17 protein-coding genes are annotated in these 26,176 nt (G+C 46.7%); 13 read left to right on the top strand and 4 right to left on the bottom strand.

The annotated features are described in order from the left end of the window. Positions 1 to 17: 17 nt before the first annotated feature. From AC5JBY_RS01950 to AC5JBY_RS01965, 4 genes are all read right to left on the bottom strand, one after another. Positions 18 to 824 carry a DUF5984 family protein gene (locus AC5JBY_RS01950; protein ID WP_495902855.1) on the bottom strand — a complete coding sequence of 269 codons (807 nt, stop codon included), beginning with the start codon at positions 822 to 824 and terminating at the stop codon, positions 18 to 20. Positions 825 to 870: 46 nt separating this feature from the next. Next, positions 871 to 1,368: a toxin-antitoxin system YwqK family antitoxin gene (locus AC5JBY_RS01955; RefSeq protein ID WP_495902856.1), complete on the bottom strand. Its 498-nt coding sequence runs from the start codon at positions 1,366 to 1,368 to the stop codon at positions 871 to 873. Between the two features lie 622 nt (positions 1,369 to 1,990). Beyond that, positions 1,991 to 3,052, bottom strand: a complete 1,062-nt coding sequence (locus tag AC5JBY_RS01960) for an alpha/beta hydrolase (protein WP_495902857.1) — start codon at positions 3,050 to 3,052, stop codon at positions 1,991 to 1,993. 34 nt (positions 3,053 to 3,086) lie between these two features. Then, positions 3,087 to 3,560 carry a Dps family protein gene (locus AC5JBY_RS01965; RefSeq protein ID WP_495902858.1) on the bottom strand — a complete coding sequence of 158 codons (474 nt, stop codon included), beginning with the start codon at positions 3,558 to 3,560 and terminating at the stop codon, positions 3,087 to 3,089. Positions 3,561 to 3,713: 153 nt separating this feature from the next. Between AC5JBY_RS01965 and AC5JBY_RS01970 the strand changes: the two genes are divergently transcribed. From AC5JBY_RS01970 to AC5JBY_RS02030, 13 genes are all read left to right on the top strand, one after another. After that, complete coding sequence (locus tag AC5JBY_RS01970; protein ID WP_495902859.1) at positions 3,714 to 4,409, top strand: LytR/AlgR family response regulator transcription factor; 696 nt, start codon at positions 3,714 to 3,716, stop codon at positions 4,407 to 4,409. A 127-nt stretch (positions 4,410 to 4,536) separates the two neighbouring features. Then, the gene (locus tag AC5JBY_RS01975; RefSeq protein ID WP_495902860.1) at positions 4,537 to 6,714 is read left to right on the top strand and encodes an ATP-binding protein; all 2,178 of its coding nucleotides are present in this window, start codon (positions 4,537 to 4,539) and stop codon (positions 6,712 to 6,714) included. 28 nt (positions 6,715 to 6,742) lie between these two features. After that, positions 6,743 to 7,081: a cupin domain-containing protein gene (locus AC5JBY_RS01980; RefSeq protein WP_495902861.1), complete on the top strand. Its 339-nt coding sequence runs from the start codon at positions 6,743 to 6,745 to the stop codon at positions 7,079 to 7,081. 23 nt (positions 7,082 to 7,104) lie between these two features. Beyond that, on the top strand, positions 7,105 to 7,938 hold the full coding sequence (locus tag AC5JBY_RS01985; RefSeq protein ID WP_495902862.1) for a helix-turn-helix domain-containing protein: 834 nt from the start codon (positions 7,105 to 7,107) through the stop codon (positions 7,936 to 7,938). A gap of 77 nt (positions 7,939 to 8,015) precedes the next feature. After that, entirely contained in the window at positions 8,016 to 8,330 is a 315-nt protein-coding gene (locus AC5JBY_RS01990) for a DUF6660 family protein (protein WP_495902863.1), read from the top strand. Positions 8,331 to 8,448: 118 nt separating this feature from the next. Next, entirely contained in the window at positions 8,449 to 12,804 is a 4,356-nt protein-coding gene (locus tag AC5JBY_RS01995; RefSeq protein WP_495902864.1) for a CusA/CzcA family heavy metal efflux RND transporter, read from the top strand. Positions 12,805 to 12,828: 24 nt separating this feature from the next. Next, the gene (locus AC5JBY_RS02000; protein WP_495902865.1) at positions 12,829 to 14,043 is read left to right on the top strand and encodes an efflux RND transporter periplasmic adaptor subunit; all 1,215 of its coding nucleotides are present in this window, start codon (positions 12,829 to 12,831) and stop codon (positions 14,041 to 14,043) included. A gap of 384 nt (positions 14,044 to 14,427) precedes the next feature. Continuing rightward, entirely contained in the window at positions 14,428 to 17,589 is a 3,162-nt protein-coding gene (locus tag AC5JBY_RS02005) for a SusC/RagA family TonB-linked outer membrane protein (RefSeq protein ID WP_495902866.1), read from the top strand. A gap of 12 nt (positions 17,590 to 17,601) precedes the next feature. Then, a complete protein-coding gene (locus tag AC5JBY_RS02010) occupies positions 17,602 to 19,128 on the top strand; it encodes a RagB/SusD family nutrient uptake outer membrane protein (protein ID WP_495902867.1) in 1,527 nt (508 codons plus the stop codon). Between the two features lie 18 nt (positions 19,129 to 19,146). After that, the gene (locus AC5JBY_RS02015) at positions 19,147 to 19,827 is read left to right on the top strand and encodes a hypothetical protein (RefSeq protein ID WP_495902868.1); all 681 of its coding nucleotides are present in this window, start codon (positions 19,147 to 19,149) and stop codon (positions 19,825 to 19,827) included. A 73-nt stretch (positions 19,828 to 19,900) separates the two neighbouring features. Then, entirely contained in the window at positions 19,901 to 20,881 is a 981-nt protein-coding gene (locus tag AC5JBY_RS02020) for a hypothetical protein (RefSeq protein ID WP_495902869.1), read from the top strand. 126 nt (positions 20,882 to 21,007) lie between these two features. Then, entirely contained in the window at positions 21,008 to 23,413 is a 2,406-nt protein-coding gene (locus tag AC5JBY_RS02025; RefSeq protein ID WP_495902870.1) for a glycoside hydrolase family 127 protein, read from the top strand. A 182-nt stretch (positions 23,414 to 23,595) separates the two neighbouring features. Further along, entirely contained in the window at positions 23,596 to 26,175 is a 2,580-nt protein-coding gene (locus AC5JBY_RS02030) for an alpha-L-arabinofuranosidase family protein (protein ID WP_495902871.1), read from the top strand. Position 26,176: the final 1 nt, after the last annotated feature.

Raw genomic sequence — 26,176 nt, forward strand, 5'->3', positions numbered from 1 at the left:
TAAGGTGCGCCCCTTTGCTATTTTACTTCAGTTAACATCAATGTATACAACGCTTCAATAGCTACCCAGTTAGTAGGTGCCGTTGAGCTTTGCTCAAGCTGTGAAAGCTTCGAATAAAAATCAGCTTTCCTTTCTTCGTGTTCCGCTGCTAATCTTTTTTTATCAACCTGGATATGTCCCCATTCCTTCTCAATCGTCTGCTCAACTTGCTTGTCCATCGCAAGGAAAAATTGCCGGCCAAATTCCTTGACGTTCTCAATAAAAACGGCGTAATCCATTTCATAACTACCGCTTTGGGCAGTCCAGATGCGTATGCCATTTTCCAGGGTGGCTTCGGTTTGCCAGACGATCCTGATTTTATCATGGTGCCTGAAAAACGATAAATGAGGCCCACCTATTAAATGCATGGAATCGAGGTAGCGCTGATATGCCCAGGAGATCAACTTGTCATAAGTTTCAAAATAAAACTCACTATGCTCATCTTCATCAGTATCATACAGGTCCAGCCATTTTTTAGCAGTTATGTGAAAATCTTCCAGATTGGCGGTAATGGAGTAAAATCTTGCTGGAACACTTTCACTTATCTGGACAAACAGGTCTGTAAAGTCTTCAATAAATCTTACCAGGTAATAGTCGTTATAAGGCGTTGCTTTGTCTCCAAAATGAGCCAACGCTTCTTTTGAGTATTCGTAAATAATAGTATCGCCAAACCTAAGCCATAACTCACCATCAGTTAACCAGAACCAGCTTAAGGATAAATCAGGTTCTTGTCCGGCAGGAATAATTTTGTCAATACTTTTTAATTCAAAATTGATCATGTTCATGCACGATTCGTTGAGTCGTTCAAGCGTTTATTCTTTAACGCACTAACTAATTTTTCTCTACAAGAGAATCATTTTTAAAAGTAGCAGTTTGCAGTAAATTGCCTGTTGAATCGAAAACCTGGGCAATACCATTTCTGTAACCATAACTATAAGGAATCACTTTAGCCAGCTTGCCATTTTCATAATACCATTTTTGAAGTCCATGCAATGACCCGCACAAAAAAGAATACTCTTCCTGCAGATGTTGATTCACATAATAGAAATAGCTTTTTACAATTTTTCCGTCCTTGTACACATGCTTGAAGTCGATCTTCGATTTGTCGGTGCCCATATAATTGTTCATTTCACCGGAATAGTTTCCACCGACCATGGCCTCCGCTATCCGGGCGCCTTCATATTTTACTGCAATGGCGCAGCTGTCAGTATTGATAGTTGTAGCCTGGCCTGCTGAGGGTTTGGCAGTCGTTTTGGGATCACTCGAATTACAGGCCACTGCAATACTGGCAATACCGGCAAAAAAGAGTAGAATAAAACGTATTGTCATAAATCAAATAGAGAGCCGGAAGATAGGCAACAATGGTGATTACTTCAACAGGCGCGTCAGCAAACCAACAAAGGGGTATAGTTGACGTATAGCAAAGAAAACTGCCGGAAGCAAAGAAAAATACTCCCCGGATCATCCCGGGATGCAGAGTAGATCAACAAGGGATCAAGATGTCTGGAGGGAAGCCGGAAGCAAGCCAGTAGCAAGATAATAGCAAGATAGAGGCAAGACAACAGCCCTCAAATGCAGGCTGGACGTGGAAATTCCAATTGGAGAGGTTGTGAGAGGATATGTAAACGATTATAAGTCAACATGTAATAAAAAATAAAACAAAACTGGTATTGATTCATTGGCAATCATATCCCGGGAAAACAGCCCGCAGAAATAATGGCCGTAAACACTAATGGAGCACTTAAGTGCTCCATTAGAAAGATACAAAAAATACAGCAAAGGTTCCCGGGATTCCTGATAATTAGTTGACTGAATTTATATCCCCATTTCGTGAAATAAAGCTGTCCTGTTTTTCTAATCCTTTCGAATACATTTTCTTGTTCCTTTTATCAGGAAATGCCCGGGAGTTGCCTTACGCTGAGTTGATCATAGGGGCAAGTCCATCAACACATTACTTCAGCAGCCCTTGTCTGATCACTGCAGCGGCTTGTAAGAGAGCGGTTTTTACAGCAGGAACATGCGCCAGTGGGTTCAACAGACCATAGTCATGAATGAGACCACCATATCTTGTGAGTGTAACCGGAACACCGGCATCGTTCAGCTTGCGGGCGTAAGCTTCTCCTTCATCGCGCAGTACATCATTCTCGGCAGTTTGCACCAGCGCAGGAGGCAAGCCCTTCAACTCATCCAGTGATGCCAGCAAAGGAGAGGCGTAGATCTCTTTACGTTTAGCAAGGTCTTTCGTATAACTATCCCAAAACCAGATCATCATATTCCTGGTCAGAAAGCGGTCATTGGCATAAGCTAGGTAAGAGGCAGTATTGATGTCTGCATTAGTGACCGGCCATAACAATACTTGTAGTTTAATGTGCGGACCTTTCTTGTCTTTAGCCATCAGCGACACCACAGCAGCCATATTGCCGCCGACACTGTTGCCAACAACCGCCAGGTCTTTACCATTTACACCAATTTCGCTTCCATGCTCCGCCACCCATTTAGTGGCAGCATATGCCTGATTGATCGCTACAGGATAATGAGCCTCAGGCGAAGGAGTGTAATCTGGAAATACAGCCGCAACACCACTTTCCACCACAAGGTCGCGCACAAGCCGGCGGTGAGTAGGATAGTCGCCAAGCACCCAGCCGCCACCATGGAAAAACATAAAGACAGGAATATTAGCCTTTGCACCTTTGGGTTTCACAATATGAATAGTCACCCGTTGACCATCTTCAGAGATCGTTTTCTCCGATTCCTCGATGCCGGAGTAATCAACCGTAACAGACTTTTGCGCATCGATCAAAACCTGCCGCGCTTCAGTGGGCGTCATCTGCTCCATAGGCTTACCGCCGGGAGCATTGGCTACTTTAAGAAAAGCACGGACCTCCTGTAAGATCCTGGGATCGTTTTCCGCTTTGGGGATGTTAGCATTTTGTGCCATAATTGAAGAGGAGTTTAATTGAATGGATAAGAAAGCAACTGCAGGAAGCAGCTTGCTGAGAACCTTGTTTTTCATGAACTATATTATTAATTGATAAGAAATAAATGATCTATCGCAAATGCGCCCGCAGCATCCAGGCCATCTTTTCATGTGTTTCCAGCAAGCCGGTAAGAAAGTCGCTGGTACCGATATCTTTTAGATCGTTGGCGATAAGATTAATGTTTTCACGCAGGTGAACGATAACCACTTCGTGGTCTACCAGCAGCTCCCTGATAAAGCCGGCGCTGTCATTAGGTTCCCGCGATTGTTCGGTAAGATGCGTAAGCTCCAGGTAAGTTTTCAAAGAAGCAACAGCATAGTGGCCCAGCGTCCGGATGCGCTCAGCTACATCATCCACAATACCATCCAGTTGCTCGTACTGCGCTTCAAAAAATTTATGCTTGTTGTAAAAATCGCTACCTTCAATATTCCAGTGCGCGTTGCGTGTTTTCAGGTAAAGTAAGAACTCATCAGAAAGAACACCATTCAGGATAGAGGCCACTTTGGAAAGATTATCGGCCGTAATACCAATAGCTGGATTCATATATTTAGTTTTAGGTGATGAATAGCTGTTTCGTGATGCAACTTACTTTCATAAGCACACGCACACATACGCTAAACGACCGTGAGGCAAAACCTGTCGACGGGAAAGGAACCAGGAGATACAACGAACATTTTCAACAGTCACAATAGCACCATGAACGTCCTCATCGTAGATGATAATGAAATAGCAAGAGACATCCTTTGCCAGCTAACTGCCCAGATAAAGGACATAAAATTAGTTGGCCAGTGTGCCGATGCCCTCGAAGCATATAACCTGTTACAGAAAAAGAAGGTCGACGTAATCCTGTTGGATATAGAAATGCCCGGCATGACAGGATTGGAACTCACCAGGAACCTCAAAGACAAAGCACCTGTTATCATCTTCACCACCTCCAAAAGAGAATACGCTGTCGAAGCATTCGAATTGAATGTAGCAGACTACATAATTAAACCCGTTACACCCGCCCGGCTTGTTCAGGCTATCGATAAAGCAAGAGAATTGATAGAAAGCGAAACAGAACAAATGAATATGGAAGGCGATGAGTTTATCTTTATCCGCGATTCCAACATCATCAGGAGGCTTAGTCTGGATGAAATACTGTTTGCGGAATCCCTGCGCGATTATGTAAAGCTCCACACGCCACAGCGCTTTTATGCCATACACAATACCCTCAAGGCAGTGGAAGATCGCTTGCCTGCCAGCAAATTCCTCCGGGTACACAGGTCCTACATCGTGGCCATCGATAAGATCGATACGATACGGGAAGGAGCCATCATTGTGCGCGAGAAAATAGTCCCCGTAGCAGATGCCTACCGGGCCACCCTCAACAAGCGGATGAACGTGCTATAAACCGTCGGGCGGAATTCCTTTTTGGTCGATACTTTTTACCCAACGATAGCTAAAAGATTTATACTGAACCCGTTGATCAATAGCTTTGACACAGAAACAGCATCATATAAGTAGCAATTTTCACCCGATGTCAGGCAAACGGATCATCATATACATCATTGCCACCTTTATCGCCGGCACCCTCGTACTTGGATACATGGAATACAACTCCACCAAGCACGTCAATGAATTAGTAATAGCCAACAAAAAGTTGCTCGGCGAATCCCGCATCACCCAAAACCTGTTGGATGCTGCCAAGAGCAAAGTCGTGATCGAAAGGAAAATAAGAGGATTCATCGAATCCGGCGATACTACTTACCTGCGAGGATTGCAGGACGAATTCAACGAAATACAGACAGCACAGGCATTTCTCCTCGACATTACAGACGATTCTACAGCAATGGGCCTTATCAGGGAGTTGAACAAGGCACTTCAATTGAAAGTCGATCTCTTTCACGATATCCTGAACGCTTACAAGCTCCACGGCGTCAAAGCAGCCGAAGACACCATCAATGCCAACTTGCCAGAATGGGTTTCCTACGATATAGAAAACACCATCAGAAAGATCAGTGATACAAGAGGCCATCAGCTTACAGTGATTACCGAAGGCGTGCAAAAGAGCGGACAAAAAGCCCTGGAGTTTAGTTATATCCTCATAGTATTGGTTTTATTGGGAGCAGCTGGCGTGTTTTGGTACCTCATATACATCATACAAAAACTCATTCGCTCAGATAAAATGCTAAGAGACTCGGCAAGAGTCAAAGAAAACTTCCTGGCCAACATGAGCCATGAGATACGCACACCGATGAACGCCATAGTAGGATTCGCACAACTGCTGGCACAGAAACCCCTCGACGAAGACGCGCAACATTACGTGAAGACCATCGAACGCTCAGGCGAAAACCTGCTGGCCATTGTAAACGACATACTGGATATCTCTAAAATAGAAGCAGGCATGATGCGCATAGAAAAAGTGCCCTTCAGTCTGCGTGGGTTAGTCAATTCAGTACAAATGATGGCACTGCCGAAAGCAAATAATAAAGGGATACGATTGACAGTAGAAATAGACAATACAATACCCGATATTCTCGAAGGAGATCCGGTGCGGCTCACACAAATACTCTACAATCTGTTGGGCAATGCCCTCAAGTTTACAGCAGAAGGCTCAGTGGCATTGAAAGTAATAGTAGAAGAGCGGCTCAATCACACGGTGAAGCTGAATATACAGGTTAGAGATACAGGCATCGGTATAGAACCCCAAAAACTCAAAGACATCTTCGGACGTTTTGAACAAGCCGATGATACCATCACACGACAATATGGGGGAACAGGACTGGGATTATCGATAGTAAGAGACTTGGTAGAGCTGCAGGGCGGAACGATCAAAGTAGAAAGCGAGGTAGGAGAGGGAACGGTATTTTACGTCTCGATACCCTATGCTATATCGACAAGCCAGATAGCCGACAACCTCGCCATTTCAGAAACAGTTGCTCCGGGCGCCACTTCATCAGCCATCAAAGTCCTGATAACAGAAGACAATGAGAACAACCAAAGCCTGTTGAGCCATATATTCAAAAACTGGAACCTGCAATTCGAGATAGCCAACAACGGATTGGAAGCGATAGAAAAACTGAGAGTAGGCAAATACGACCTGGTACTGATGGATATACAAATGCCGGTAATGGATGGCTACACCGCTGCCCGCAAGATCAGGAATGAGCTGCGGTCAGATATCCCGATCATTGCCATGACGGCACATGCCATGCCCGGCGAAAGAGAAAAATGCCTGAGCTATGGCATGAACGATTACATAGCCAAACCGGTAAAACAGGAACAACTTAGCCAGTTGATCAGCAAATTCACGGCGTTTGCACGACCCGCTCCTAAGAGTGAAATAATAGAAGCAGGCGCTTCACCCAACGATTACCAATACATCCAGCTGAATTATTTGCACGAAGTGAGTGCTGGCAACCTGGACTACGAAAAAACAGCCACGCAGAAATTTCTTCGGGCACTACCCCTGGCAATACAGGAGATGGAGAAAGAATGGAAAGCAGACAATACGGAAAAGCTGAAAGCAATAGCCCATAATTTAAAGACGACCATTTCCATCATGGGCCTGAACGAGCTTTTAAACCCCTTGCTCGATAAGATCGAATATGCCAATGGCGATCAAGCCCAAATACAGGAAACAATCAGAGAGATAAAAACGATCAGCCAAAAAGCGATGGAAGAAGCAACATTGTTTCATGCGTCCTTTTCCTGAACTTTGCAACCTTAACCACTTATAAACTATGGCACAAAGCGGCGAATTCCAGTTTGAGCAGGAAGTACAATGGGAAGACCTCGGCAATGGTATCAAGCGGCAGGTTTTTGGCTACGATGATAAGATCATGTTGGTAAAGGCAAAGTTTGAAAAAGGCGCAGTCGGCTCCCTGCACGAACACCATCATTCACAAGTCACCTATGTAGACAGCGGTGCATTCGAAATGACCATCGGTGACGAGAAAAAGATCATCCGAAAAGGCGATGGCTACTATGTGCCACCTCATGTGCTGCATGGTTGCGTGTGCCTGGAGCCCGGTATGCTCATCGACGCCTTCAGCCCGTTGAGAGAAGACTTCTTAAAGTAGAGATTTATTATGTACATTTAATCATGCCAAGGAACATCTTTCAGCCACTGGAGATAGTCACCTACGATACGGAAGTACTTAACTGTACTTTTCAGGCAGATAATTATTGGGAGCTGGTATTCGTGGAAAATGGCAGTGGCTATAGAATGCTGAATGAGGAGCAGATTCCTTTCCATACAGGAGATCTCTTCATACACATTCCCGGAGAGAAAAACAACATCAGCCTCGAAGAACATTCACGTATACATTTTATCAAGTTCCGGCAGTTGCTTTTTGAGGCTGCTGCTACACGCAACGTATTACCATTCTCCTCTGAGCAATTCAGGACATTGGAGTTTATCCTGTACAGCGAACAGCAGCACAAGCAATCCCTCATTCAGCTACAAAGTGATAAAGTATCGGTATTTGCTCTCTTCAACGTGTTGGTAACGGAAGCCAGCCACCGCCGGTCGTATGCCGATAGCAACATTACCCTTTGTCTGTTAGCCCTGTTCAATATGGCGGCAAGAAATATCCTCGAAGCCAGCTATGTGCAGGCGGTGCATCCGGAAGCCATTACACACGATGTGCTCCATTACATTAACTACCACATATACGATCCCACAAAACTGACCATTGAGCACCTGGCAGAAGAATTTCATATCACACCCGGTAATTTCAACACCTACTTCACAAGACAGTACGGCGTTTCATTAGAGCAATACATACTTACCTACAAAGTCAAACTGGCCGATACCCGCCTGACCTATACCCGGATGTCCTTGGCTGAAATAGCAGCAGAGTTGCACTTTATAGACGTAAATGACTTCTCCCGCACCTATCAACATATCAAAGGAGCCATGCCAGTAAGCCGATAATGGTTTTTTACCCATTATTAACTCCTGAATTCTGTATTCTGGCTTCTGAATTCTATCTTCTTTTCTATCTTTGTTCCATGCGTCTGTTCGCCTTCATAATGGCAGTACTGGTGTTATCGCTGAGCTGTTTGCCCTGCGGTGATGTCAATACGTTGGTACAAAAAGAAGGCAAAGTAAAATATGAGCTGTCAAAATGCGACGACGGCGACAGGCACGAAGATGACTGCTCACCCTTTTGCCATTGCGCTTGCTGCGCAGGCTATTCAATCCACCACCAGGTGGCAGTAATGCAACAATCCTTTCCGCCGTTAGCCTCCTTGCATACGGCACGTTACATCGAAACCATCCGCGAAGTGTCCATTCCCGTTTGGCAACCCCCTCAGTTGAGCTAATACTTTCCATCTTATTTAGAACGCTGTTTATTAAACATTGCGATTGCGCATCAAAAGATTGTGCATTCGATGCCGCTTAGCATGTGCTTAAAGGGCATATTCAAACATATTAACACCTATGTTGAACAGGATTATTCGATTTTCCATTAAGAACAAATTAGTGGTGGCGCTACTGGTATTGATACTGGTAGTATGTGGCATTTATTCCCTCACCCGGCTGCCAATAGACGCCGTGCCCGATATTACCAACAACCAGGTGCAGGTGATCACCGTGTCCCCTGCCAATGGAGCAGAAGACATAGAACGCTTTGTCACCTTTCCGGTAGAGCAAACCATGGCCACCATTCCCGGCATTGAAGAGATACGCTCCTTTTCACGCTTTGGGCTGAGTGTGGTCACCATCGTATTCAAAGAAAAAACAGATATATACTGGGCCCGCCAGCAGGTAAGCGAACGCCTCTCTCAGGTGAGTAGTCAGCTGCCAGCAGGCATGGGTTCGCCGGAGCTGGCGCCTGTTACCACAGGGCTGGGCGAAATATTCCAGTACATCGTACACACCAAAAAAGGATACGAGAATAAATATACACCGATGGAGCTGCGCACCATCCAGGATTGGATCGTGCGCCGGCAGATGTTGGGCGTGGAAGGCGTGGCCGATGTGGCCAGCTTTGGCGGTTACCTCAAACAATATGAAATAGCCCTCAATCCGGAGAAGCTGCGTAGTATGAACCTGAGCATTGCCAATGTGTTTGAGGCATTGGAAAAGAACAACCAGAACACGGGAGGAGCCTACATCGATAAAAATCCCCATGCCTGGTTTGTGCGCAGTACAGGATTGATCAATTCCATCGAAGATATCGAGCGCATTGTAGTTACTAATACGAGCAATCATATCCCTGTGCTTATCCGGGATATTGGCAAAGTACAATATGGCGCCGCCATTCGCTATGGAGCCATGACGAGCAACCAGGAAGGAGAAGTAACGGGAGCTGTGGTAATGATGCTGAAAGGAGCTAACTCCTCGGCTGTTATCCGCCGCGTAAAAGAACGCATGGCACTCATAGAAAAGACCTTGCCCGAAGGCGTTACCATCGAGCCATTCCTGGATCGTACAAAGCTGGTCAACAACGCGATCGGCACTGTTTCCACCAACCTGCTCGAAGGGGCATTGATCGTGATCCTGGTGCTGGTATTGTTACTCGGCAACCTGCGGGGAGGATTGATCGTGGCCTCCGTGATCCCCTTGGCCATGCTGTTCGCAGTATCGATGATGAACCTATTCGGAGTAAGCGGCAACCTCATGAGCCTCGGCGCCATTGACTTTGGATTGATTGTAGATGGAGCCGTCATCATTGTTGAAGCAACGATGCACCAACTGGGCCTCAGTAAAATGACGAAACTTACCCAGCAGCAGATGGATGAACAGGTAAATACCTCTTCCAGAAAGATGATGAATGCAGCTGCGTTCGGACAGATAATTATCCTCATTGTTTACCTGCCCTTATTATCACTGGTGGGCATTGAAGGGAAAATGTTCAGGCCCATGGCGCAAACGGTTTCCTTTGCCATCATCGGCGCTTTATTGCTATCGGTAACCTACGTGCCAATGGTGAGCGCTTTGTTCCTGAGTAAGAACATTAGCCATAAGAAAACAATTGCGGATAGGATTATGAATTTCCTGCAACGTCTCTATCAGCCAGCACTATTGGCTGCCTGGAAGCGTAAGGGTATAACCATTGCTGTATCACTGCTATTATTGTTGGGCAGTGTACTCCTCTTCTTGCGCATGGGAGCCGAGTTCATCCCTTCCCTCGATGAAGGAGACTTTGCAGTAGAAACGAGAGTGCTTACTGGCAGCAGCCTCAGCAAAACAGTAGAGGCATCCAATAATGCTGCAGATGTGTTGCTAAAGAAATTCCCGGAAGTAAAAAAAGTAGTTGGTAAAATCGGCAGCAGCGAAATACCTACCGATCCCATGCCCGTGGAAATGTGCGACCTGATAATAGTATTAAAAGACAAAGATGAATGGACGAGCGCATCCACCCGTGAAGAGCTGGCCGATAAAATGCAGGCGGAGCTGGAACGTCATATTCCGGGAGTAGCCTTTGGCTTTCAGCAGCCCATTCAGATGCGGTTCAATGAACTGATGTCAGGTGCCCGCCAGGATGTAGTAGTAAAAGTATTTGGGGAAAACCTGGATGAGCTTACAGGCTATGCCGCTAAAATAGGTAAGATAGCATCAGCCACTAAAGGAGCCACAGATATATATGTAGAGCAGGTTAGCGGTCTGCCCCAGATTATTGTCAACTTCAGACGCGATAAAATAGCGCAATATGGATTGAACATTGCTGCCGTAAACCAGGTCATCCGTGCCGGATTTGCAGGCGATGTAGCAGGAGAAGTCTTTGAAGGCGAAAAACGTTTCGACCTCGTAGTGCGGCTCGATAGGCAAAGCCGCCAGAGCATCGAAGACCTGAAGGGGCTGTACATCACCGCGCCCAATGGCAACCAGGTACCCTTGGAGCAGTTAGCCGACGTTGAGCTGAAGATCGGACCCAACCAGGTGCAACGTGAAGACGCCAAACGACGCATCTCTGTTGGATTCAATGTGCGCGGCAGAGATGTAGCCAGCATTGTAAAAGAAATACAACAGCGGGTAGATAAAGAAGTCCGGTTTGCGCCCGGCTACTATGTAACCTACGGTGGCACATTCGAAAACCTCGAACAAGCCAAACAGCGCCTGAGCATTGCAGTCCCTGCGGCCCTTTTACTCATCCTCGTCCTGCTATACTTCACATTCAGGTCATTCAAATATGGCCTGTTGATCTTCAGTGCTATCCCATTCTCTGCCATCGGTGGAGTCCTGGCTTTATGGGTACGAGGCATGCCATTCAGTATTTCTGCTGGGGTAGGGTTCATAGCATTATTCGGAGTAGCAGTGTTGAACGGCATTGTACTGATCGCAGAATTTAACCGGTTAAAAAAAGAAGGTATGACCAACTTGAAAGAATTGGTGCTGACCGGCACGCAAACACGTTTGCGTCCGGTGATCATGACTGCCATGGTAGCTTCATTAGGTTTTCTGCCCATGGCATTGTCGCATGGTAGCGGAGCCGAAGTACAAAGACCATTGGCTACAGTGGTAATTGGCGGTTTGATCTCCGCCACACTATTGACACTTGTGGTAATACCTTGTCTCTACGGTTGGGTGGAGAGAATGGGGCGCAAACCCCGCAAGCTGCAGGGTGGGGTAGTGGCTGCGATATTATTACTCATAGTAGCCTTGCCGTCGCAGGCACAGCAAAAGCAACTGACATTGGAGCAGGCAATCGACGGGGCGTTGAAGAACAATGGCAACATACAATCATCACGCCTCGCTGTAGAAAAAGAGAAACTATTAAAAGGAGCTTCCGCCGAATGGGACAAGACCAATATCAACCTCCAGTATGGCCAGGCCAATACCATTAAATGGGACAACCATATTTCCCTCAGTCAGCAGATACCGAATCCTGCACTTATTAAAAGACAAAAGCAGCTGGCCGATGCGCGTATCAAAGGCACTGAACTGGGATTAAGCCTCACACAGCAGGAATTGATCTATGCCATAAAAACAACCTGGTACCAGTTGATATACCTTAAAGCACTGGAGCAGCAATTACAACAGCAGGATACGGTGTACAGCAGTTTCTTGAGGGCAGCAGAGCTGAGGTATAAGACAGGAGAAACAAAACTACTGGAGCAAACGACAGCGGCCACACAATTGGCAGAACACAGGAATACGATACGCAGGAATGAAGCAGATATAGTAGTTGCTCGCACAGAGCTGCAACGCCTGTTGAACGATACAACATTTGCTGACATTGTTTTCGTAAGCATTGACAAACTGCAGTTGGATGTACCAACGCAGGATAGTTTGATCAATCACCCCTTGGTAAGAGCCGGTCAGCAGCAGATCGCTGTTACCAATAAGCAGGTAGATGTGGAAAGAGCAAAACGTAACCCCGGTTTCTCCGTTGGTTACTTTAACCAATCCATCATTGGCTACCAGAATGTAGATGGAACAGAGAAGTACTATGGCGGTGGTCAGCGCTTTCAGGGAGTACAGGCCGGCATCAGCATACCGGTATTTGGCAGTTCTTATGCAGCGCGCATCAAGGCTGCGCAGGTAGAAACACAGGATGCCGAAAACAACTACCGGCTGATGCAACACAACCTGCAGGCGCAATACAGGCAGGCCATGCAGGAATATGAAAAAGACAGGCGTAGCCTGGACTACTATGAAAAGACGGCGCTGCCCAATGCAAAGCTCATCCTGCAGCAGGGATTGAGATCCTTCCGCAGCGGCGAAGTAGGATACGTAGAATACCTGCAAGCCATCAAAACAGGCAATGAATTACAGTTGAATTACCTCGAACAATTGAATCGTTACAACCAGTCAGTACTTAGGTTGCAATGGTTGACAGGCACAAAATAGATCACTATCCAATCGGCAAATACAATGAATTACAATAATAAAGTAGCTATACTCTTACAGCAGTTTACATTCATACTGTTTACTATGCTTGTACTTTCCTGTGGCGGAAACGATAAAGCCCCGGAAAAGATCACCAAAGAAGATTCTACACGCCACGAAGAAGAATTAGAGGTAGAACTTACACCCGAACAAGCGATCACAGCAGGAGTCACAACAGGCCCTGTAGAATACCGTACCCTGAGCGGAACCATTAAAGTGAATGGAAACCTCGATGTGCCGCCACAACAAATGGTAAGTATATCTGCCCCCATGGGAGGATTTCTAAAATACTCGGAAATGTTGCAGGGACAGCATGTAACAAAGGGACAATTGATTGCCACCCTGCAAGATCCTTCTTACATTCAGTTACAGCAGGATTACCTCGATGCAATAAGCCAGCAGGAATACCTCGAAGCTGAATACAAGCGGCAGGAAGAACTGGCTGCCGAAAACATCAATGCACGTAAAACATTGCAACAGGCAAAAGCCAACTACCTGTCCATGCAGGCCAAAGCGGCCGGTTTGAAAGCAAAGCTAAAACTGGTCAATATCAACCCCGCCCAGTTGGAGAAGGGCGAGATACAAAGCACCATCAACCTGTATGCGCCCATTTCAGGTTATGTCACCGAGGTAAATGTAAACCTGGGTAAATACGTAAACCCTACAGATGTAATGTTTGAAATAGTAGATACGGAACACCTGCATGCAGAACTGACGGTATTTGAGAAAGATGTTCCATCGCTGAAATCGGGACAAAAAGTGCGCTTCATACTGGGCAATGAAACAACAGAACGCATGGCCACAGTGTACCTCATTGGGCGTGAGATCAGTGCCGAACGTACCGTGCGGGTACATTGCCACCTCGATAAAGAAGACAAGAACCTCCTGCCCGGCATGTACCTCACAGCGTTTGTAGAAACAAAGAACATGCGGCTGCCAGCCGTACCCGAACAGGCAGTTGTCAATTATGAAGGAACCGATTACATCTTTATTGTGGATAATAATGCACACGGTAATAAAGAAGCCGGCAACCACTACAAAGCAATACCTGTAAAAACCGGCATCAAAGAGCTCGGATATGTAGAGCTGGTACTCCCCCGGGAATTCGATATCACTCATATACAAGTGATAACAAAAGGAGCTTACGACCTATTGGGAAAAATGAAAAATAACGAGAATGAAGGCGGTCACGCACACTAAGTTAATTTAAGCAATATTCTATTAAAAGATGATAATTTAGGTAAACCCTATAAAAGGTAAGCTTAGTACTTTTAATTGTATAAATGACAATTATACGATTGATACAGTGATTGGGATTGCGACCCTTGAGTGAGGTGAAAATGTTCACGATCTGTCACCAATAAAAATTGCTATATGAAAATGCTACTAAGGCTGCCATCCTTCCACAACGGAACATAAACTTCATTATGTTCTTTTTCTGTTTTAATACTTAACGAGCCGGGATTAAACCTACCCTGCGAAGCCATTTATTGTCCTTATTCCTACGTCCATCCATACGGAAGCAATAGCTGCCTGCATGGGTGCAGGCTGTCTATTACCCTTTATAACCTCAAATTAACATCAATGAGCATGCTATTGACTGCTGGAAAAAATTGGCGCATACCCTGGATGATCGCACTCATCCTGGTATCCTTTGCTGCCGGCGCACAACAACAAGTAAGTGGGCGCATCACTGAAAAAAAGACCGGCAACCCAATGCCCGGTGTTACTGTTAAAGAAAAAGGTGTCCCCAACAGCTTATCTACTAAAGAAGATGGCACCTTCACACTGCAGTTGAGAACCGCAAAACCTGTACTGCAAATTAGCTTCGTGGGTTATGCCGGACAGGAGATTACCGTTAATGGTAGAGCTTCTGTGGAGATAATCATGGAAGAGGACACAAAAGGAATGGAAGACGTAGTGGTAATTGGGTACCAGAACGTCCAGCGCCGTAAAACAACCGCTGCCATCTCTACAGTAAAAGGAAAAGATATCGAGAACATCCCATATCCAACCTTCGACCAGATGTTGCAGGGACGTGCTGCTGGTTTGAACATCCTCAGCGTATCCGGAGAACCGGGCGCCAACAACATCGTAAACATTCGTGGTAATACCAGTGTGAGCAACTCAGATGGTAGTATCGGTGCCAACGGTATCAGTACACCATTATATGTAATAGATGGTATCGCTTACGATGTAAGCGATGTACGCTCCGCTTATGGCAACGCCAACCCGCTGCTGGCTATCAACCCCAACGATATTGAATCAGTAGACATCCTGAAAGACGCCTCTGCCGCAGCTATCTACGGAGCCCGTGCCGGTAACGGTGTTATCATGATCAAAACCAAGAGGCCGAAAACAGGAAGACCACAATTCCGTGTTTCTTCTTATGTAGGTATCTCTACCCGTCCGGCTATGAAGCCCGTGTTGGTAGGTGCTGCAGAAAGACAATACAAGATGAACCTGTTGAGGCAACAAGGTACCTACGAAAACCAGGGACAGGTTAGCCAGTTCCTCACAGATAGCTTGAACCCCGCCTTTAATAACAATACCGATTGGCAAGGCCTGTTTTTACAGGATGCCATTATTAAGAACTTCGACCTCAACATCGGTGGTGCAGAAGAAAGATTTGCTTACCGCATATCGATGAACAGATACGAAGAAGAAGGTATCATGCGTGGATTCACATTAACCCGTACCACACCCCGCTTATTCCTATCCGTAAAACCATACAAAGGCATTGAAGTAACCACCGATCTGTACATTGGTTTCACCAAAGCCAAACACGGTCCCGGTAACCTTAACAGCATCTATCCATTCACCGTTTCCAACTTCCCGTCCTCCTTCTGGCGTATAGATGACCAGGTGCGTGCGAACTATGAAGGCAGGAATGATAAAGTGAGAGACGATGACCGAACTACTTCACTCAACGGTAACACAAGGCTCATTGCCACCATCACCCCCGAACTTACCTGGACAAGTTCGTTGTCTTATAATTTTGGCTTTGCACGTCGTGATTACCTCAGGCACAGATCGGTTACCACCAACAACCGCTCAGACGCCATAAACTATTCATCCAACAGTCGTCGTTGGGAAATAGAGAACTATGTCACTTATACCAAAGAAATTAAAGATCATACCATCACAGCCCTGATTGGTCAGGGAGCTGAAGAACAGGTAAACAATGTTACCAGCGCTCAGGGCAACGGTGTTCCCTTCGACGCGATTCAGGTAATACAAGGGGTGCCTAATGGACCTAACCTCAGTGTTACAACTTCTTATGAAGACCGCTCCCGTGTATCAGCTTTTGCGAGAGTAGGATATGACTACAAAGGCCGTTACGGAATTGATGGTAGTTTCCGCACAGACGCTTCTTCACGCTATTCAGCCAACAGCCGCTGGGGTACCTTCCCCGCTGTGTCTGCACGGTGGAACGTATCGGAAGAACCTTTCTGGGATAAGCTCAAAGACATCGTGTCATTCATGAAGATCAGAGGTAGCTACGGTATCACTGGCCGCGATCCCGGTAACTATTATGCCCAATATCGTCAGCTGTCTACCGATGTGCGTTATGCCAGCTCTACCCTTGGTGCCGGAGCCAGCGGCAACGTAATCACCTACAATGGTGTGACTGCTGTAACCCCCAACTACGCTATACCCGCCCCCGCTGCCAATATCACCTGGGAAAGATCACCGCAGTTGAACGTTGGATTTGATGCCAACTTCCTGCGCGACCGTATCACCCTCACTATGGATTACTATATTAAAGACTCCCGTGAAATGGTGTTCAATATTCCTGTACCCATCACTACAGGTTATACCACCGCATCCAACAACTATGTGGATGTACGCAACAAAGGATTGGAGATGACCCTGACTACACAGAACATGGGACCCAAATCGCCCTTTAAATGGAGCACCACCCTCAACGTTGCCTTCAACGACAACCTGGTGACTAAGCTGCCCGCCGGCAACCGCGATTTCGTATATGGCCCGGCTTGGTTACAACGCACACTCACCATCGGTCAGCCAATGTATGGCTTCCTCGTTTGGAATGTGCCCAGCGTATACGCTACGATCGACGATGTGCCGGTTGATCCGCTCACAGGACAACGCATTCGTTGGTTTGGTGGCAACTTCTTCGGTGCTGGTGATGGCGCTAAGCAAGACGTCAATGGAGACTACAACATCGACAACCTCGATAAAGTATACATTGGTAATCCGCAAACAAAACTGTACGGCGGTATCATCAACAGCTTCTCCTACAAAGACTTCACAGTACAGGTATTGTGCACATTCGTGTCAGGAAGAACATTGTGGAATGGTTACCTGTCTGATAAGCTCGCCTCTGCGGGTAATGATGTAGTAAATCGCTGGGGACCCTATTCTGGCCCTGCTTCAGACTTTGGTGATCTTGAGTTCTGGCGCAAGACAGGCGATAACGCCTACTTCCCCTCACTTTTCACCAACAACGTTGACAAGTGGCACATTGCACAAACCATCTTTACAGAAGATGCCAGCTTCTTCCGCATGAAGAACATCAACATCGGTTACACCATGCCACGGAAAATAGCCCAAAAGCTCAGGCTGCGTAACATCCGCTTGTACAGCATTATCGACAACGTGTTTGTATTGCACAATGCAACCGTGCCCGATCCTGAACTGGTTTCTCCGGACGGTTACACCAATGGTAATGATTATCCGCTTCCCAAAAAGTTCACTTTTGGACTTGAGCTTAATTTCTAAAAAATGCTAAACATGAAACGTATTATCAATAAATGTCTTTTCGCCCTTTTGCTGGCAACCTCACTGGTCTCCTGCAAGAAGTTCCTGGAGCGGAAGCCGATCAATGCTGCAACCGACGGAAACTTCTGGAACAACGAATCAGAAGCCAACAGCTCCATGGCCGGTGCTTATTCCATGCTCCGTACTGCTTTGATGGAACAGGGAATGTCTTATTACTATTATGGCGATTTCGCGACAGATGAATTTCTGTCCAACCTGCCAGGTGAAGACATCAACCACATCGGCAACATCAACTGGTCATTCTTTATTCCGTCAACAGAATTGCACCGCGGCCTTCTTCGCTTGCGCCGCTGGGACAACTTCTACCGTGCCATCGACCAGGCCAATCGTTGCATTAAATACATTCCCAATATTCCGGTAGATCAGTTTACCTCAGCCAACAAGCAGGCTGCAAAAGACGCACTCGTTGGAGAAGCATATTTCCTGCGCGCCTTCAACTACTTCTATATGGCGCGTGTATGGGGAGATGTGCCCTTGGTAACCGAATCTATCGAAGATGCAGCACTGGCGTCCGAATTGGCTCGTACACCACAGGCAGATATTTTAGCACAATGCATCAAGGATATTGAAGCCGCCTTACCTAAAATGACATGGGCGCCAGCCAGCGCCAACAGGGCCATCCGCGTAAGCAAAGGAGCTGCATTCGCACTCCTCGCACATATCTACGCCTGGAAAGGAGAATACGACAAAGTGATACCTGCTGCAGATTCTGTGATCCTAAAAGGCGGTTACACCCATGTTAATCGTAGCACCACTGCCAGCTATCTTTCCATGTTTAAGGGCAACTCTTCAGAAGGCATCTTTGAAATAGCCAAGAATGCCAACAACGAAGGCTCAGGACTAAATAACGCCGTTATCGGTGATATTTCCTTCAGGACCCTCAAAACCCCTTATCTGGCTACAGTACTCGGTAATTCTCAGTTTACTTTGGATGTGCCTTCTTTGAATGCGCTTTTCCCCAATACAGCCGATAGCGTTGATTACCGCCGTAAGAATGGATTTGCATTCTGGGGTACTACCGATCCCATTAACATCAAATATTCCAATATCATTTATACGGCTGCTAACAACACTTCGCCTGTAAGCCTCAACAATATTATCATCTTCCGTTTGGCCGATATCAAGCTGCTGAAAGCTGAAGCACTTGCAGCACAATCTGCTTTCGGTGACGCTCGTACCATTATCAATGAGATACGTACACTCAACAACGTATCCCCTTATCTCGGAGCTGATAACCTGTTGTTCGAAGCCGCTATTGAAGAAAGAGCCCGCGAACTGTTCCTCGAAGGCCATCGCTTTTATGACCTTGTAAGGTTGGCAAGAAAAACAGGTACCCTGAAATTCAATGGAAGCGGCGCAATCGTGCGGATGGATGGAACACAGTTCCAGCAAGGAAAATACTACTGGCCTGTAGATCCAATCCTGATACAACTCAATCCGTTACTGGAGCAAACGCCTTTCTGGAGAGATAAAATGTAAACCTACAAAACTGACAATATGAAACGCTATTATATATCCCTCATACTGGTGGTCGTGGTGTTGGCCGGAGCAACTACTTCCTGTAAAAAAGCAGCTTACCTGACTGATGGAGGCGTACACAATGCCATTACACCATTGAGTACCTACGATTACCTGAAGCAACATCCCTGGAAACTCTTCGATACACTGGTAATGGTGATCGATCACTATGGATTGAAAGATAAGGTTAATGCAGCCAATACTTTCTTTGCGCCAACCAACTATTCCATTGGTCGCTACATGACAGCCAGGCTCATCGAAAAACAAGCAATCAATCCGGCAGCAGCCTATACGATCGACAGTTTGTTCAAAGACCTGAAAGCCGATTCGGTGATGCAATACGTATTTACCGATAAGATCATGTTGGCCGAAGCACAGGAGTTGCAGCCTAAACTTTACGCTCCACAAACCTCGACGGATTTGAGAATGGGAGTAATGAAAGAGTTGCAAACAAGCACACTATATACCGAGCGTTCCAACGCACCTACCTATCTTCTATACCTTGTGAAGATAAGAGGAGATATAGATATCCCTGGAGTGATCCCGCCAGCAAATGAATCCGATATACGCGTGGTGTGCCAGACAACGGGTATCCTGCCGGAGAATGGGCAAAAGGTATTGCATGTACTATCAAACTTGCACGTATTTGCACGCTTTTAAATAAAAGGGTGGGTCGCCCCGTACTTTTAGTCGGACGGTTCACCCTGATAGAAACTACTAAATCAGGTCAAACATGAAATTATTATATACAGCTGTAGCAGCACTGGCTCTTTCGATAGCGCTCTGCTGTTGCAAAAAAGAAGAAGGCTTTCTGAGCAACAAACTTTTCTATCGCTCCAATCCCTTTCCGGCTGCAAAAGGAAGAGTTACTACGTCTGCACCATTAGAGGTGGATGGCTCCACACAAACCATGATGGTAAAACTGCTCGCTGTTCGTGATAAGACAGGCGCTATAGCAGATAAACTCACAAAAGAATATGAAATACCCATTTACAAAGGAGAGATTCGCTCTACCGATACTACCCTGGCGCTGATTTCTCAAAAACTGGGTACAGCGATGTACAAACCCTTTGACATCAATGAAGTGGGCGGTCGCATTGAAGTAACACCCGCTTCTATGTATGTGGATACAGGCTCCTATGACTTTGATATAGAAGCAACCAACGTAAAAGGTTCAATTACGATCAACAACATCGCCAAAGTACGTATCACGCCCGCAGTACCCTTCCAGTTGGTACGTCAGTTTGCAAGCACTTCAACTGTAGGACAGGAAGCAACCTTTGTTACACAGAGCGCCTTTGCCGTAACAGTTGACCGTGTACCCACTGGCCCCAACAAGATCATCATTAAGTTCGTGGATAAGAATGGTGCTATTTTCAATCCGAAGACAGGACAGGTAATACCCCGTGCTACGCTGGCTGGTACTACCGGTCTGCGGTATGAATACAAACAGTTCGCCCCATTCTATCCCGAAGAAAAAACAGATACAGCACTGGTATACCAATACCCCGAAAAGACACCTACTTTCCCGCTGTACACACTTAATAATGCCTATTTGAGCTCGTACCGTGTACCGGCAGCATTCAACGATTTGAATGTGAACATCAATCCCGAGTTCTCAGTAAGGCTCTATCCGGCCGATGAAGGAGTTCCCTTTGTAAAAGGTACTTGGATCATTACCAATAAGATGAACTTTGCTGCTAAAAAGCCCTAAGAAAGCCAAAGTGGCGGTATACTGAAAATGTCGTTACATAAACAGATATTATCCTGATAAAGGCAGCCTGAGACATGGCTGTCTTTGTTCTTTTTTAATTGTTAAATTGCCACTTAATAAGAATTCATGCGTATGAAGTCATTCAAAAGAAAAGCTGTGCTAAGTGTTGCAGTACTGTCAACAGTAGTGTCTGGATATGCCCAGCATTCCGATTACCCCATTCAGCCTGTTGATTTTACCCATGTGCACCTGACCGATCATTTTTGGGCGCCCAAAATACAGGTCAATGCAGATGTTACCATACCCTATACGCTGGAGCAATGTAGGAAGACAGGCCGCATCGACAACTTCCTGAAGGCAGCAGGAAAAATGCCCCCCACCAAGTACACCGAATATACTTTTGACGACACCGATATTTATAAAGTCATAGAAGGAGCTTCATATGGTCTCCAGGTACAAAAGAATCCCAAACTCGAAGCATACCTCGACTCCCTGATCCAGATCATTGCCGATGCCCAGGAAGCCGATGGATACCTCTACACCTTCCGTACCATGAAGCCCGCCAAAGTGCACGATTGGGTAGGAACGAAACGCTGGGAAAAAGAAGAAGACCTTAGCCATGAACTATATAATTCAGGTCACCTTTTTGAAGCAGCAGTAGCACACTATCAGGCTACAGGTAAAAAGAACATGCTCAACATCGCTACCAAAAATGCCGACCTGCTCGTAAAAGATTTTGGGTACGGTAAAGAAGAAAAAGCCCCGGGCCACCAGGTAGTAGAGATCGGATTGGCTAAACTGTATCGGGTAACCGGCGAAAAGAAATACCTCGACCTCGCTAAGTTCTTCCTCGATGTACGCGGACCCAAAAAAGGTCAGTACAGCCAGGCACATAAAAAAGTAGTAGAGCAGGATGAAGCAGTAGGCCATGCTGTGCGTGCTACTTACATGTACACAGGCATGGCCGATATCGCGGCCCTTACTGGAAACGAAGCATACCTCAAAGCCATCGACGCCATCTGGCATGACGTGGTAGAGAAAAAGTTATACATCACGGGTGGCATTGGAGCTACAGGCGCAGGCGAAGCATTCGGAGCAGCATACCAGTTGCCCAACATGTCGGCCTATGCAGAAACCTGTGCGGCCATTGCCAATGTGTATTGGAACAACCGCATGTTCCTGCTGCACGGCGATGCCAAATACATCGACGTGATGGAGCGCGTTCTGTACAATGGATTACTGTCAGGTGTATCCCTCAGCGGCGACCGGTTCTTCTACCCCAATCCATTGGCATCGATGGGACAGCACCAGCGTAGCGCCTGGTTTGGATGCGCTTGTTGCATTTCCAACATGACCCGTTTCCTGCCTTCTATGCCCGGCTACATGTATGCGCAGGATAAAAACAATCTCTACGTAAACCTGTTTGCTGGCGGCAAAGTAGATATTACCCTGCCTGCAGGCAAAGTAAACCTGGAGCAACAAACAGAATATCCCTGGGAAGGAAAAGTAAAGCTCGTAGTGACACCTGCAAAGACAACAACCTTTGCCTTGCAGGTACGTGTACCCGGATGGTCCAAACAGGACCTGGTTACCGGCGACTTGTACTATGCAGCAGATAAAAGAGAAAAACCTCTGGCCATCACCCTCAACGGAAAGCCGGTGAAGTACGAAATGGTAAAAGGCTATGCAGTCATCAATCGTTCCTGGAAAAAAGGAGACGTAATAGCGTTTGACTTACCGATGGAAGTACAGAAAGTATTTGCCAAAGAAAACGTGAAAGACGACAAGAGCCGTTTCGCCCTCCAGCGCGGACCATTGATCTATTGCCTCGAAGGCCCCGACAACAAGGACAGTGCAGTACACAACATTGTAGTAGATAAGAATGCAGCAATACAGGCAGTAAACAAGCCCGCATTGCTCAATGGAGTTACGGTACTGGAAATGAAAGGCACTTCTACAAAAAGACAGCTGAACAGCGATGAGCTGATAAAAACAGATCAAACAGTAACTGCCATACCTTATTATTCCTGGGCCAACCGCGGTCCCGGCGATATGGTGGTATGGATACCCTACGAAGCGTCTGCCGCCAAGCCCAAGCCAGCGCCAACGATCGCTACAAAGAGCAAGGCCACTGCATCGCTCAACAACCAAAGAATGTGGAAAGCCCTGAGCGATCAGTACGATCCCGAAAGCTCTCAGGACAACAATGCACCCTACCTGCATTGGTGGCCAAAGAAAAATACACTCGAATGGGTGCAGTATGAATTCGATAAAGAACAAACCGTTTCACAATCACAGGTATATTGGTTCGATGATGGCCCCTGGGGAGGTTGCCGCATTCCTGCATCCTGGAAACTCTATTACAAAAAAGGCAACGAATGGATTCCAGTGCAGCCTATTGGACAATATGAAATTGCCAAAGACAAATACAACCAGGTAAAATTCGAACCCGTAACCACCACTGCCCTGAAGATGGAAGTACAACTGCCGGCAGAACATGCCACCGGCATACATGAATGGATCGTTAAGTAAAGAAAGTAATAACATTCTTCTTTGCCATTTCGAACGCAATCCTCCTTCCCTGTCATTTCGAACGGAGCGATAGCGGAGTGAGAAATCTGCTCTCGAAGCAAACGTATTAAACTGGCGCAAGCATGCCGCAAAGGCAAGGGCCGGGTGTGCTTGTGCCCATACTACTTGTGAAAAATTATCTCATGCAAACAAAACTCTTTACCCTTCTCTTAGCCCTCAGCACTACTACTGCCTATAGCCAGCGGCAGGCTGTTATCGATATCGATGCCTCGAAGCCCGGAGCATCTGTTGCATCTTCATTACATGGCATCTTCTTCGAAGAGATCAGCCACGGTGGTGAAGGAGGTCTGTATGGCGAGCTCATCCAGAACCGCGGCTTTGAAGAATCAAGGCTGCCGGCAGGCACAAAGGTGGAGAACGGTTGGTTAATACCCACTGCCCGTACACCCCACTTCATGCTGCAACCCCGCGTGAGCGATTGGCGCATGCGCTGGCCCCTCAGTAGTCAATGGCCAGCATGGTCATTGGAAACAGGAGAGAAGAGCGATATCAAAATACAGCTCACACAAGAGAATCCGCTGAACAGTGCCACACCCAATTCCATGCAGGTAGAGATACAATCACTGGATGCCGGAGGAAAGAACAACCTGATCAACGAAGGCTTCTGGGGCATCAAGGCCAATGGCGGAGAACAATACAACCTGTCATTCTATGCACGTACAGACGCAAACTATAAAGGTCAGTTGACCGTATCCCTGCAATCACAGGATGGCAAAGTACTGGCTAAGCAAGCATTGACCAACGTAAAAGGCAATACCTGGAAAAAGTATACCTGTACCCTGAAACCTGCAACAACAGATCTCAAAGCAAAACTTGTGATCACCTTTGGCAGTACAGGTACTGTTTGGTTGGACTTCGTATCCCTGTTCCCACAACAAACATTTAAGAACCGTCCCAACGGTATGCGCAAAGACCTCGCGCAGTATCTGGCCGACCTGAAGCCTGCGTTCGTACGCTGGCCCGGCGGCTGCTATGTTGAGGGCATTAATATAGAGAATGCAGCCAACTGGAAACGCACGATCGGACCAGTAGAAAAAAGACCCGGCACCTATAGCGTATGGGGTTATTGGTCAAGCGATGGATTTGGCTACCACGAATACCTCCAGTTCTGCGAAGACCTGGGTTCCGATGCACTCTATGTATTCAATGCAGGCGTTTCCTGCGAATACCGCAGCGGTACATTTATTCCCGAAGATTCATTACAACCGGTAATAGATGATGTGCTCGATGCTATCGAATATGCCATAGGGCCGGTTACCTCTAAATGGGGTAAAGTGCGTGCAGCCAATGGTCACCCCAAGCCCTTCCCGCTTAAATACGTGGAAGTGGGCAACGAACAACACGGACCACGTTACGCAAAACGCTACAACCTGTTCTATGATGCCATTAAAAAGAAATACCCCCAGATCATACAAATGGCAAGCATGGGTATTGGCGATATCAACAAACGCACCCTCGATAGTATGAAGGTGGTGGACGTTGCCGACGAGCATGCGTACAAAGCAGCCTATTGGGCATTCAATAACTACGACCACTTCGATAAATACAAGCGCGGCGACTGGGATGTGTACGTAGGCGAATATGCTACCAATGCTGGTGTGGGCAGTGGCAATATGATGGCGGCCCTCAACGATGCCGTATACATACTGGGCATGGAGCGCAATGGCGACCTGATTAAAATGTCGAGCTATGCGCCCCTATTTGAGAACGTGAATACGAGACACTGGCCTGTAAACCTCATCAACTTCGATGCAGGCCGCAGCTTCGGACGCATATCCTACTACGCCATTAAAATGATGGCTGATCACCGCGCCGATCAGAACGTGCAAACAACGGTTTCACTGCCACCGATGGCGAACCCTGCTCCGCAATTTAGCGGTGGTATCGGCCTCGCTACCTGGGACACACAAACCGAGTACAAGGATATCGAAGTAGTGAAAGATGGAAAGACTGTCTATAAGAGCGATTTCATCAACAGGCCCAATGAGTGGCAGGCAATACGCGGTAGATGGTCAGTGAAAGACAGCGCCTTGGCGCAAACGGCACAGGGAGCACAAAGGCTCAACCTGCTGACAGGTAAAACATTCGATACCTATACGCTCAAACTCAAAGCGAGGAAAACAGGTGGCACCAACGCCTTCATCATTCCATTCGCAGTGAAAGATGGTGCCAGCCACATGCGCGTGCACATCGGTTCCTATGTAAACGTGAACTATGTGGTGGAGCTGGTATCCGACAGCTTTTCAGTGGCCGATATGATGCCACAGCGGAGATTGCCAGCCCCCATCGAAACCGGCAGATGGTATGACATTACCATTGAAGTAGGCGTAGACAAAGTAGAAGGCTATCTCGATGGAAAGCAACTCTTTTCCTTCAAACAACCCAATACATTCTTTAGCATCGCAGGTCGCGATCAAAAGAATGGCGACATCATCATCAAACTGGTAAATGGAGCAGCAACACCGTACAATGCTACCATAAACCTACAAGGGGTAGCAGGAGTAGGCGCCACCGCAGAACTGGTTACGCTGCAGTCCGATTCACCGCAGGCTGAAAACTCATTGACAAACCCGAGGCAATATGTACCGGTAACTACAAAGATCAACAATGTAAAGTCCTCCTTTGAAGTAAGCTTCAAACCCTACACCATAGCAATTCTCCGGGTGAAAGATACCAGCTGGAAAAAACAGGCCAGCCGGTAAA

The sequence above is a fragment of the Paraflavitalea sp. genome, assembly GCF_059502485.1.